This is a genomic window from Photorhabdus viridis (assembly GCF_040256935.1).
Taxonomy (GTDB): Bacteria; Pseudomonadota; Gammaproteobacteria; order Enterobacterales; family Enterobacteriaceae; genus Photorhabdus; species Photorhabdus viridis.
This window is the reverse complement of the sequence record NZ_JBEJZY010000019.1, coordinates 15,704-27,916: the sequence shown is the minus strand read 5'-3', so window position 1 is coordinate 27,916 and position 12,213 is coordinate 15,704. Positions and strand designations below refer to the sequence as shown.

At 44.6% G+C, this 12,213-nt stretch carries 12 protein-coding genes; 8 read left to right on the top strand and 4 right to left on the bottom strand.

Features of this window, described 5'->3' with window-relative positions; all coding sequences use genetic code 11:
* Positions 1-175: 175 nt before the first annotated feature.
* Positions 176-2,752 (top strand): class I adenylate cyclase, encoded by a 2,577-nt coding sequence (locus tag ABR397_RS10120; protein ID WP_350305646.1) that lies wholly within the window; start codon positions 176-178, stop codon positions 2,750-2,752.
* A 31-nt stretch (positions 2,753-2,783) separates the two neighbouring features.
* On the opposite strand, the gene cyaY is transcribed toward ABR397_RS10120, so the two are convergent.
* Positions 2,784-3,101: an iron donor protein CyaY gene (cyaY, locus tag ABR397_RS10115; RefSeq protein ID WP_350305645.1), complete on the bottom strand. Its 318-nt coding sequence runs from the start codon at positions 3,099-3,101 to the stop codon at positions 2,784-2,786.
* A gap of 78 nt (positions 3,102-3,179) precedes the next feature.
* Between cyaY and lptM the strand changes: the two genes are divergently transcribed.
* The 7 genes from lptM to corA all read left to right on the top strand — a co-directional run bounded on the left by lptM (position 3,180) and on the right by corA (position 9,874).
* A complete protein-coding gene (gene lptM, locus ABR397_RS10110; protein WP_350305644.1) occupies positions 3,180-3,365 on the top strand; it encodes an LPS translocon maturation chaperone LptM in 186 nt (61 codons plus the stop codon).
* A gap of 47 nt (positions 3,366-3,412) precedes the next feature.
* Positions 3,413-4,237, top strand: a complete 825-nt coding sequence (gene dapF, locus ABR397_RS10105; RefSeq protein WP_350305643.1) for a diaminopimelate epimerase — start codon at positions 3,413-3,415, stop codon at positions 4,235-4,237.
* Between the two features lie 33 nt (positions 4,238-4,270).
* The gene (locus ABR397_RS10100) at positions 4,271-4,975 is read left to right on the top strand and encodes a DUF484 domain-containing protein (RefSeq protein ID WP_350305642.1); all 705 of its coding nucleotides are present in this window, start codon (positions 4,271-4,273) and stop codon (positions 4,973-4,975) included.
* Entirely contained in the window at positions 4,972-5,883 is a 912-nt protein-coding gene (gene xerC / locus ABR397_RS10095; RefSeq protein ID WP_350305641.1) for a tyrosine recombinase XerC, read from the top strand. Before ABR397_RS10100 ends, xerC begins: the two co-directional genes overlap by 4 nt.
* Entirely contained in the window at positions 5,883-6,599 is a 717-nt protein-coding gene (gene yigB, locus ABR397_RS10090; RefSeq protein ID WP_350305640.1) for a 5-amino-6-(5-phospho-D-ribitylamino)uracil phosphatase YigB, read from the top strand. The genes xerC and yigB overlap by 1 nt, the downstream gene beginning before the upstream one ends.
* Before the next feature lie 66 nt (positions 6,600-6,665).
* A complete protein-coding gene (gene uvrD / locus ABR397_RS10085) occupies positions 6,666-8,828 on the top strand; it encodes a DNA helicase II (RefSeq protein ID WP_455430659.1) in 2,163 nt (720 codons plus the stop codon).
* Between the two features lie 95 nt (positions 8,829-8,923).
* Complete coding sequence (gene corA / locus ABR397_RS10080) at positions 8,924-9,874, top strand: magnesium/cobalt transporter CorA (protein ID WP_036839270.1); 951 nt, start codon at positions 8,924-8,926, stop codon at positions 9,872-9,874.
* A gap of 138 nt (positions 9,875-10,012) precedes the next feature.
* On the opposite strand, the gene ccmI is transcribed toward corA, so the two are convergent.
* From ccmI to ABR397_RS10065, 3 genes are all read right to left on the bottom strand, one after another.
* On the bottom strand, positions 10,013-10,693 hold the full coding sequence (gene ccmI, locus ABR397_RS10075; protein WP_350305639.1) for a c-type cytochrome biogenesis protein CcmI: 681 nt from the start codon (positions 10,691-10,693) through the stop codon (positions 10,013-10,015).
* On the bottom strand, positions 10,690-11,490 hold the full coding sequence (gene ccmA, locus ABR397_RS10070) for a cytochrome c biogenesis heme-transporting ATPase CcmA (RefSeq protein ID WP_350305638.1): 801 nt from the start codon (positions 11,488-11,490) through the stop codon (positions 10,690-10,692). Before ccmA ends, ccmI begins: the two co-directional genes overlap by 4 nt.
* Positions 11,491-11,623: 133 nt before the next feature.
* The gene (locus ABR397_RS10065; RefSeq protein WP_350305637.1) at positions 11,624-12,199 is read right to left on the bottom strand and encodes a C39 family peptidase; all 576 of its coding nucleotides are present in this window, start codon (positions 12,197-12,199) and stop codon (positions 11,624-11,626) included.
* Positions 12,200-12,213: the final 14 nt, after the last annotated feature.

Here is a 12,213-nt window from a genome sequence, read left to right as displayed (position 1 = left end):
GGGTCACATCGCAATTCAATTGCTTTACTGACTTTACGGTTTATCTACAAGATGTTAAATTGATCACGTTTCCGGTAATAAATTGGTAAAAATCATTCTAAATAATTCCATTAAGTTATAACAGCCGGAAGCGGGGGATTTATCTGGGCACTGGAACTCAATTGGGCGAGACGTCTTGTACCTTTATATCGAAACACTGAAGCAGAGACTGGATGCGATAAACCAACTCCGGTTGGAACGCGCCTCCACCGCCATGAGTGCGGAATTTAGACAGGTATACAGTTTACTGCCAGTATTATTGCATTATCATCATCCGATGATGCCAGGTTACATCAATGGTAATGTTCCCTACGGCGTATGTTTTTTCGTGCATGATGAATCACAAAAATCTTATCTTGATGATTTAGAAAGTAAATTAGAACACGCCATAGAACAGCCTGCCAATGGTCAGCTTCCTATTACCGGTATTTACTCAATGGGGAGTACTTCGTCAATCGGGCAAAGCAGTTGTTCTGATTTGGATATTTGGGTATGTCATCAGTCATGGCTTGATAATGATGAGCGCCTCCTGCTGCAACGTAAGTGTACGCTTATTGAACAATGGGCGTCAGCGCTTGGCATCGAAGTCAATTTTTTTCTTATTGATGAAAACCGCTTCCGCCATAATTCCAGTGGTAGTCTTGGCGGTGAGGATTGCGGTTCTACTCAGCATATTCTGTTACTTGATGAATTTTACCGTACTGCTGTGCGTATGGCAGGTAAGCGTTTGTTATGGGAGATGGTGCCTGTAGAAGAAGAGCGTCATTATGACGAATATGTTTTATCTCTTTATGCGCAAGGTGTTTTGACGCCAAATGAGTGGCTTGATCTCGGTGGATTAGGTGAACTATCTGCTGAAGAGTACTTTGGCGCTAGCTTATGGCAACTTTACAAAAGTATCGACTCGCCTTATAAAGCCGTATTGAAAAGCTTGTTGCTGGAGGCATATTCTTGGGAATATCCCAATGGTAAGTTACTGGCAATGGAGATGAAACAGCGCCTGCATGCAGGTGAAATAGTTTCATTTGGTCTTGATGCATACAGCATGATGCTTGAGCGTGTTACCCGCTATCTAATAGAAGTTAATGATACGACTCGCTTAGATTTAATACGTCGATGCTTCTATTTAAAAGTTTGTGAAAAGCTCTCTCTAGACCAGGATGATGAAGGTTGTACCGGTTGGCGACGTCAGGTTTTGGCTCAGTTGGTATATGAATGGAAGTGGGATACAGAGCGGTTGGGAATTTTGGATAACCGCAACTCATGGAAAATTGCACAGGTTCGTGATGCTCATAATGAACTGCTTGATACCATGATGCAGAGTTACCGTAACCTTATCCGTTTTGCCCGCCGTAATAATCTGAGTGTCAGTGCCAGCCCACAGGATATTGGTGTGCTGACCCGTAAACTTTACGCTGCATTTGAAGCGTTACCGGGTAAGGTGACGCTGGTTAATCCACAGATCTCACCGGATCTTTCAGAGAAACATTTAACATTTATTTATGTGCCTCAAGGACGAGCAAATCGCAGCGGCTGGTATCTTTACAATCAGGCACCGATAATTGAATCAATTATCGGCCATCAGCCTCTGGAATATAATCGTTACCTCAATAAACTGGTGTCGTGGACCTATTTTAACGGCTTATTGACAGAAAAATCCTGTATTCATATTCATAATGGTGAAGCCCAGTGTGATGAACTGAAGTTGCATGAATTGATTAACGATATTTCCCTTCATTTTCCTATCCGTTTGCCCGCACCGACGCCAAAAGCGCTCTATAGTCCGTGTGAAATCCGCCATTTGGCGATTATCGTTAATTTGGAGAAAGATCCGACAGCTGCGTTTTCTAATCAGGTTGTGCATTTTGATTTCCGCAAGCTTGATGTATTCAGCTTTGGAGAATCGCAACAGTGCTTGGTGGGGAGCATCGACTTGCTTTACCGCAATTCATGGAATGAAGTGAGAACGTTACATTTTAGTGGCGAGCAATCTGTTCTGGAAGCATTGAAAACCATATTGGGTAAAATGCATCAAGATGCTGCACCGCCGACGGCTGTTGAAGTCTTCTGTTATAGCGAACATTTACGTGGGCTCATCCGCACCCGAATCCAGCAACTGGTATCTGAATGTATTGAGTTGCGTTTATCCAGCAATCGTCATGATCCGGGCCGTTTTAAAGCACTGCGTATTGCGGGCCAGACTTGGGGGCTGTTCTTTGAACGTCTTAACGTCTCTGTGCAGAAATTGGAGAATGCCGTGGAATTCTATGGGGCAATTTCTAATAACAAACTGCATGGGTTGCCGGTGAAAATTAATACCAAAGAGACTCATTTGCCTGCTGTGGTTGATGGTTTTGCCAGCGAGGGGATCATCCAATTTTTCTTCGAAAATACTCAAGATAATAAAAGCTTTAATATTTATATCCTGGATGAAACCAACCGGGTAGAAATTTACTCTCATTGTGAGGGAAGTAAGGAAGAATTGGTACGTGACGTCAGTCGGTTTTATTCTTCATCACATGATCGGTTTACTTATGGATCAAGTTTTATCAATTTTAACCTGCCACAGTTTTATCAGATTGTTCAAATGAAAGACCAGATTCAGGTGATTCCATTTAGTGGATCCTCTTTTTCACATTTGTGTGTGACTGATGATGGAGAAGCCGGCAGAGAAGAGCAGCCGGAACTTTATCGTTCTGTGTCGCATTACTGATTTACCCCGCTGTGCGGGGTAGGTTCAATCATTAGAAATTGAATGGTTCACCACTCTGTTCTGTGATGGATTGCGCCAACATGGTCAGGAAATTGCCACCGCTACGGTCACAAATCCACTGGTCATCTTTATAGTCAAAATGATAACCACCGTTTTTGGTTGCCAGCCAGATTTGATGGAAAGGTTCCTGACGATTGATAATAATTTTGCTGTCATTATCAAAGCTCAGGGTCATGACACCTCCATTGGTTTCACAGTCGATATCAGCATTGCCATCATAATTATCCAGTTGCTCTTCGATATAAAGCATCAGTTGGTCGGCTAACTGATGAAATTCACTGTCGTTCATCTTCAATTCCTATTTGCTTTTCGGGGCCTAACTGCGATTATAGAGAATATTGACGTATGAATTACAGGCATTAATGCGATGAAGAAAAAATTACGCGGGTTTCTGGCTATCATGACTTTATTGGTACTTTCTGGCTGTGGCCTAAAAGGCCCGCTTTATTTTCCTCCGGAACAACCATCGGCAGAGAAAACTAAGACCGCCGCTCAGACTCCCGTGAAGACTGTGCAGCAAGGGCAGAAAGTGGATAGCGCCGCTCAGAAATAAGCGAGATAAGCTGGTATTTAGTACTGCGGCTTACGGTGGAGCATTATATGCAGTTCTCCAAAATGCATGGTCTTGGTAATGACTTTATGGTCGTTGATGCTGTGACCCAAAATGTTTATTTTTCACCAGAACTGATCTGCCGTTTGGCCGACAGGCATACTGGTGTGGGTTTTGATCAGTTATTAGTTGTTGAAGCGCCTTATGATCCGGATCTGGATTTTCACTATCGCATTTTTAATGCTGACGGCAGTGAAGTGGCGCAGTGTGGCAATGGGGCGCGTTGTTTTGCCCGTTTTGTCCGCCTTAAAGGGTTGATTAATAAGCGTGATATTAAAGTCAGTACGCAATCGGGACGTATGGTATTGAGTATCACCAATGATGATCAGGTTTGCGTGAATATGGGCGAACCTGAATTTGAGCCACATCATGTGCCATTTCGCGCATTAAAGGCAGAAAAAACCTATATTTTAAGAGTGGTAGAAAGAACGGTTCTTTGTGGTGTGGTTTCTATGGGGAATCCTCATTGTGTAATTCAGGTAGCCGATGTGGAAATTGCCGAAGTGGGAATTCTGGGATCAGCTCTGGAAAGCCATGAAAGATTTCCTGAGCGGGCTAATATTGGTTTCATGCAAATTTTAAACCGTGGTCATATTCGCTTACGGGTTTATGAACGTGGTGTTGGGGAAACTCAAGCTTGTGGTAGTGGTGCTTGCGCAGCGGTAGCCGTCGGTATTCAGCAGCAACTGCTCGATAGTCATGTTCAGGTAGACTTGCCGGGAGGTACACTGTTTATCTGTTGGGAAGGGCCGGGAAAACCTCTCTATATGACTGGGCCGGCGATGCATGTTTATGATGGTACAATTCATCTGTAATCGATTTTGTTTTGAACTGCGGGGCATCGGAAGATGGAGAAAAAAAAAGAGCAGTTAAACATCGGTGGTACACTCGATGATCAAACTGTTGTGGATTATTTGTTGGAAAACCCCAATTTTTTTATCCGCAATGCATGTATCGTTGAACAGATACGGGTTCCTCACCCGATAAGGGAGACGGTTTCTCTGGTTGAATGGTATATGCGTCGCCAGAGAACACGTATTGCTTATCTGGAAGAAAATATAACCCTGCTAATGGAGCAGGCTAGAGTGAATGAGCAACTGTTCGAGCAGTTGCTTAAACTGCTTGTTGATTTAGCGGCAGCAGAGAGTTTGCAAGATATGCTTAGTCGGTTGAATTCATGGGCTAAGAATCTGGGGTTAAATAGCGCCAATATCCGTCTTTTCAGTGATAAATGGCATATTGGCGCACCGCTTAATGCGCCTGATTTAGCACTTTCCCGCAATGCTTTTGAGCCAATCCGTATTCATCGTTTTGGTAATAGTAACCACTATCTCGGTATGTTGAACGGGCCGGAAATTTTATTGTTGTTACCACAGGTTCGTCATGTCGGTTCGGTTGCTGTATCTCTGCTGGGAACTCGGGGAGAACTGGGTATGGTGATATTTAACAGTCGTAATTATCAGCATTACCAAGACGGCATGGGAACTGACATGCTTGATCATCTGGCTAAATTACTGCCGGATATACTGTCTCGTTGGATTAACCGGATATGATGCAGGAAATTGACCTGTTACTGGAGCCAGTTGAGGCATTTTTGCGGTATCTCAGGGTAGAACGCCAGCTAAGTCCGGTGACTATCACTAATTACCAGCGCCAGCTTTCTGCATTGGCTGGGATGGTTTTAGAAATAGGTATTAGGCAATGGAAAGATCTTGATCCTGCGAAAATCAGAATGTTGGTAACACGTAGTCGTCGTGCTGGCTTACAGTCGGCTAACTTGGCTTTACGCTTATCTTCTCTGCGCAGTTTTTTGGATTGGCAAGTGACTCAGGGCGGGATTTCCGTTAATCCGGCAAAGACCATCAGTACGCCGGGAACCAAGCGACATTTACCGAAAAATATTGATGTGGATGAAGTGGATCAACTGCTGAACATCAATTTCAATGATCCATTATCAGTACGTGACCGGACAATGCTGGAAGTGATGTATGGCGCTGGGTTGCGTTTGTCAGAGCTGGTGAGTCTTGATTGCCCGCATCTGGATTTTGAAAGTGGGGAAGTATGGGTTTCAGGTAAAGGCAGTAAAGAGCGGAAGGTCCCTTTGGGGCGGACCGCTGTTGAATGGCTTAATCGCTGGCTGGAGATGCGGGAACGGTTCGAGCCGGAGGATAATGCGGTTTTTATTTCAAACAGCGGACGGCGGATATCAACCCGTAATGTACAGAAGCGATTTGCGCAGTGGGGAATTCGTCAAGGGATGAGCAGCCATATTCATCCTCATAAATTACGTCACTCTTTTGCCACACACATTCTGGAATCCAGCGGTGATTTGCGCGCAGTTCAGGAACTGCTTGGTCACGCCAGTTTATCCAGCACACAAATCTATACCCATCTGGATTTCCAGCATTTGACAAAAGTGTATGATGTGGCCCATCCCAGAGCCAAACGGGGGAAATCGTAATGCGTTTTTACCGGCCTCTTGCGCCAGTCTCAGCAATGACATTTGATCTGGATGATACCCTCTATGACAATCGTCCAGTGTTAGGTAAGACGGAACAAGAGGTGTTGAATTTTATACGGCAATATGATCCTAAGTTCAGTCACCTTGATCACCAGGATCTGTATGCTTTCCGTGAAGTGATATTTGAGCAAAATCCTGAAATCTGTCATGACATGACCTTATGGCGTTGGCAGTCTGCAAAGTTGATGTTTTGCCATTACGGTTTTAGCCGTGAAGATGCCTGCCGGGGCGCGAATGATATCATGGCCCATTTCTCCCACTGGCGCAGCCGGATTGATGTGCCGGAATCAACACATAAAACCCTTGCTGCGCTTGCTGGACAGATGCCATTGGTCGCTATTACTAACGGTAATGCAGAACCTGCGGCCTGTGGTCTTGCTCCTTATTTTAAATTTGTGCTGAAAGCAGGCCCTGATGGGCGCGCAAAACCTCACAGCGATATGTACCGTCTGGCAGCAGAACGTTTGGGTATACCGCTTGGAAAAATTTTGCATGTTGGTGATGACTTGAATACCGATGTGGAAGGGGCGCTTCGTAGTGGTATGCAGGCTTGCTGGATTAATACAGAAAATAAAAAACTATTGCAGACGATTGAGAGCCGTTTGCTACCGCACATTGAGATTTACGATTTGGCTTCTTTGACAGCATTGATATAATCATGAAATTATTCTGTATAAAAACACAGCAGCCTATGATTGCTGTTTAATCAACTGATGGTAACTATGGACATCTCCTATCTGCTCGAAAGTCTGAATGACAAACAACGTGAAGCCGTAGCTGCTCCACGGACCAACATGTTGGTACTGGCCGGAGCAGGGAGTGGTAAAACCCGGGTTCTGGTACACCGAATTGCCTGGTTGTTGTCGGTGGAGAAGGCTTCGCCATTTTCCATCATGGCCGTGACCTTTACCAATAAGGCGGCAGCGGAAATGCGCCACCGGATTGAAAACTTGATTGGTACCAGCCAGGGAGGAATGTGGATTGGTACATTCCACGGATTGGCTCATCGTTTGTTACGGGCGCATCACCTGGATGCCAATTTGCCGCAGGATTTTCAGATTCTTGACAGTGAAGATCAGCATCGTCTGCTCAAACGCATTATCAAGGCGATGAATCTGGATGATAAACAATGGCCGGCTCGTCAGGGTATGTGGTACATCAACGGTAAAAAAGATGAAGGGTTACGGCCACAGCATATTGAAAGTTATGGCAACCCTGTCGAGGCGACATGGCAGAAAATTTATCAGGCTTACCAGGAAGCCTGTGATCGCGCGGGATTGGTAGACTTTGCCGAGCTTCTGCTGCGAGCTCATGAACTGTGGTTGAATAAACCGCAGATCCTGCAACACTACCGTGGTCGCTTTACAAATATTCTGGTGGACGAGTTTCAGGACACCAACAGCATTCAATATGCCTGGATCCACCTGTTGGCGGGGGAAACGGGCAAAGTGATGATTGTCGGGGATGATGATCAATCTATTTATGGCTGGCGTGGGGCGCAGGTTGAGAATATTCAGCGTTTCCTGAAAGACTTCTCCGGCGCAGAAACTATCCGTTTGGAGCAAAATTACCGTTCCACCAGTAATATTCTGAAAGTTGCCAATACACTGATTGCCAATAACAGTGATCGTCTGGGCAAGAATCTGTGGACCGACGGCGTAGAAGGTGAACCGATTTTCCTGTATTGTGCATTTAATGAGCTTGACGAAGCCCGTTATGTAGTCAGCCGGATTAAAAGCTGGCTTGAAAATGGCGGTGCGCTAAAAAGCTGCGCCATACTTTACCGCAGTAATGCCCAGTCCCGAGTACTGGAAGAAGCGTTGCTACAGGCATCAATGCCGTATCGTATTTATGGTGGTCAGCGGTTCTTTGAGCGTCAGGAAATTAAAGATGCGTTAGCTTACCTGCGCTTGATTGCTAACCGCAATGATGATGCGGCGTTTGAACGTGTGGTGAATACGCCTACCCGTGGCATCGGTGACAGAACGTTGGATATAGTGCGACAAGCTGCCCGTGAACGGCAGGAAACGTTGTGGGACAGTTGTCAAATATTGCTTCAAGAGAAAGTGCTGGCTGGGCGGGCGGCATCTTCCTTACAGCGCTTTATTGAACTGATAGAAGCATTATCGACAGAAACTGGCGATATGCCGTTACATGTGCAGACTGACAGGGTTATTCGCGATTCTGGCCTGCGTGCGATGTACCAGCAGGAAAAAGGTGAAAAAGCACAGGCGCGTATCGAGAACCTTGAAGAACTTGTCACGGCGACCCGCCAGTTCAGTTATCAGGATGAGGACGAAGATCTAATGCCATTACAGGCATTTCTTTCCCATGCTGCGCTGGAATCTGGAGAAGGTCAGGCAGATGCTTATCAGGATTCTGTGCAACTGATGACATTGCATTCCGCCAAAGGGCTAGAATTCCCACAGGTATTTATTGTTGGAATGGAAGAAGGCATGTTCCCAAGCCAGATGTCGATTGAAGAGGGTGGGCGTCTGGAAGAGGAACGTCGACTGGCTTATGTGGGCCTGACGCGGGCAATGGAAAAGCTGACAATTACTTATGCAGAAAGTCGCCGTTTATATGGTAAAGAAGTTTATCATCGTCCATCTCGCTTTATTAGGGAACTGCCGCCAGAATGTATTGAAGAAGTTCGGTTACGTGCGACAGTCTCTCGTCCAGTCAACCACAGTCGGTTAGGTACGCCAATCAGTGCCAATGACAGCGGTTATGCCCTTGGACAACGTGTTCGTCATCCTAAATTTGGTGAAGGAACCATTGTCAACATGGAGGGGAGTGGTGAACATAGCCGGCTGCAAATCGCGTTTCATGGGGAAGGGATTAAGTGGCTGGTTGCTGCTTATGCCAGGCTTGAAACGGTCTGAAAATAATATCCAGGTTGAATATTGACAGGCTTTTTCCTCTAAGCGTAACATTCGCGCCTTACGATCACGTAGGGAGTAAAGGAGACTTATGATACATGCTGAGCGCATTTAAGTTAGAGAATAATCGCCTGCTCCGCCTTGAGTTTGAAGAGGGAGAAAAGTTATCTGATTCCTTGTGGGTAGATTTGGTCGAACCGGAAGAGCAAGATCGGCTTCAAGTTCAAAATGAATTAGGCCAAATTCTGGCAACCCGACCGGAACTGGATGACATTGAGGCGTCGGCGCGTTTTTTTGAAGATGAAGACGGGATACACGTTCACTCGTTTTTCTACTTTGAAGATGCGGAAGACCATGCTGGCAACGCAACAGTTGCATTTACTATTCGTGATGGTCGTCTCTATACATTGCGAGAGCGTGAACTCCCTGCATTCCGATTGTACCGTATGCGTGCCCGTAATCAGACATTGGTTGATGGTAATGCCTATGAAGTACTGATGGATCTGTTTGAAACCAAAATCGAACAGTTGGCTGATGTTATCGAAAATATTTACAGCGTTCTGGAATCCCTGAGCCGGGTCATTATGGAAGGGAAGCAGGGGGATGAGTTTGATATAGCCTTGTCCAGCCTTGCTGAACAGGAAGATATTGGCTGGAAGGTGCGTTTGTGCCTTATGGATACTCAGCGTGCGCTCAACTTTCTGGTGCGGCGTGCTCGTCTGCCGGGCGATCAGCTTGAGCAGGCCCGTGAAATTCTGCGGGATATTGAATCCCTGCTGCCACACAATGAATCCCTGTTTCAGAAAGTTAACTTCCTGATGCAGGCCGCAATGGGCTTTATCAATATCGAACAGAGCCGGATCATCAAAATCTTCTCGGTGGTATCTGTGGTATTCCTGCCCCCAACGCTGGTGGCCTCCAGTTATGGTATGAACTTTGAATTTATGCCGGAGCTACATTGGCCGTTCGGTTATCCGGGCGCGATCGGGCTGATGATCGCGGCTGGTCTTGCGCCGTATCTTTACTTTAAGCGGAAGAATTGGTTGTAGTGTATAAAAGTTATCACTGGTAGCTGTTACTTCCGTGGGTAAAGTTTTACACATGATTGCACACAGAAACTAGCTTATTGATAAGTCCTGAATTCTGTAATCCATAGAATTTAGGGCTTTTTCATTTTTCACCTTCTGCTACAGTTTATTCAGATAGCTCTGGTGTGCTTGTTGGTTGATAGTTTTCGCATGCTTCTCCTGCTTTTGCCAATCAAGTACTTGTGTTAGGTTGCCAGTTTTTAGGTAGAATCCGACGGCTACTATGATCAGTACCAACACACCGGGCACTAATGCCCAGCGATTGATGGGCTTTGTTTGCACCGTTGGTTGTATAGGGATGTCACTCAGCAGGTTTCGTTGTAATTCCTGTATTAACTTCGAACGATCATGTACTACGTCCTGTCCTTCATTCTGCTCTAACTCGTTCAAGCGCTTCTGATAGAGTATTTTGTTAAGCGCATCGCGGCTGGAGTTGGTGTTCAGTACAAATAGTAGTGGGCTGCCCCATAGGATTAGCGTTACAGGCGTCACAGGTGGTTTATAGGTTACGAAATTACCGTAACGTTCTACCATATAGTCGATGATATGTTGTTTGCTTTTCCCTTGTATTGTTAACTCATACACTTTGGTGCGCATGCCTTCTGCAATAATTGAATTGGAGTCCGCAATGTTGTTGTTCTGGCATTTCGGGCAACGCAGTTGTTTTGTCAGTTCGTAGAATTGTTGTTCTTGTTCCACTGACTTAAACGGGTATGTATCAATCGTTGCCCAAGCGCTATGGGTAAATATCCCTATTAACAGTAGTACTACTAGTTTCATGAATCACCTCCATATTTCTTGTACAGTGGTAGCTGTCCAGATATTAATGAGGCGATGGCGAAGGCCACGGAAAAACCAACGTAGCCCATATATAGCAGTGGTGGATGGAAGATCAGTCCAATGTCCTGTAGTAGAGGATTGAGATCGCGTCCATCAACAGGAAAATCTGGTAGTGTGCGAGCGAATGGGTTGGAAGTCATAATGATGAACGGCAAGAAGCCGGCTGTGATTATTCCCATGATCGACAACACGGATGCCACGCAATCTAATGGCATTTGGCGGCTGCATAGTGCTACTGCTAGAGTCCAGCAGCTTAGTAGTAACTTGAAAAGTGTTATCAATTCTGTCACGCCTTTTTTGTCAATGGCGGTTAAAGGTTCATCAAGTATCCACAATGGGCAGTGGCTTAACCACAGACGTGCCAGGGCCACACGGCGTTGCTGACCAGTAGAAAGCTGGGCTACCGGCAAATTTTCATAGCCAATCAAACCGACTTGTTCCAGAGCTCTCCAAATCGCCTGGTTGTCTTTTTGTTGTTTGAGTGATTGATAAAACTTCAGGTTTTCATACGGTGTCAGTACGGTTTTGATCCCAGGTTGATGACCGATAAAAATCAGGTTCTGATGGTAACGTTCAGGCTGACTCAAAATGTTTTTGTTCTGCCAACACACCTCACCGACATCTGGACGTACCAATCCGGCTAAAATACGCAATAGGCTGGTTTTGCCTGTGCCATTTAGCCCTTCGATTTGAATTATGTCACTTGGATTTATTGTAAAGCTCAACCCAACGAACAAAGGGCGCTAATCACAGATATAATTCAAGTTTTTCGCTTCCAGCATTAAGGAACTCATATTTTTTCTTTGGGATGCTGAATCATAGTATAAATATTATATCGAATATGACCTGTACTTTGTTCAGAACAATTATTTAGAAAAGTGATTTTTTATAAACATGATCATAATTAACATGTATAACTGTTTTTTTAATTAATATTAATGCTCGGCCTAGTTGATTATCTTGGAGCCAATATTTTTCAAATTGAGAGCGAGTGTAATTAATATTTCCCCAAGCTGGATCAGTAACTTGAACGATAGAGGAATTCATTCCGTTAAATATAACGAAATGATCGGTTCCATTTCTTTTAAGATAAAGAATTGTTGGTGACTTTACCTCTTCAAGTTGTTTTAATGATATTTTTACTCCCATAGATAAAATGTCGAATTTTTTGAGTATATTCTGTAGATCCATAAATGAATATTCTGGTTTTATCCCTGTTATTTTAATGAGCTCTTCTTCCGCTACATTGATTTGGTAATTTTTTGCAAGTATATTTATTAATGAAGAGAGTCCACAGGTAAAGTCATACTCTTGTCTTACTATATTTTTGAACTTTAAGTCCATATAGTTACTTACTTGTAATTCCTTCCCAGAAGATTGGGTTGTAAAAAGTACCAGAATTGCGAAAATCAGAGTGGTTCTCAGGTAAATTTTAAGTGTTATCATCTTATTCAGCCCAT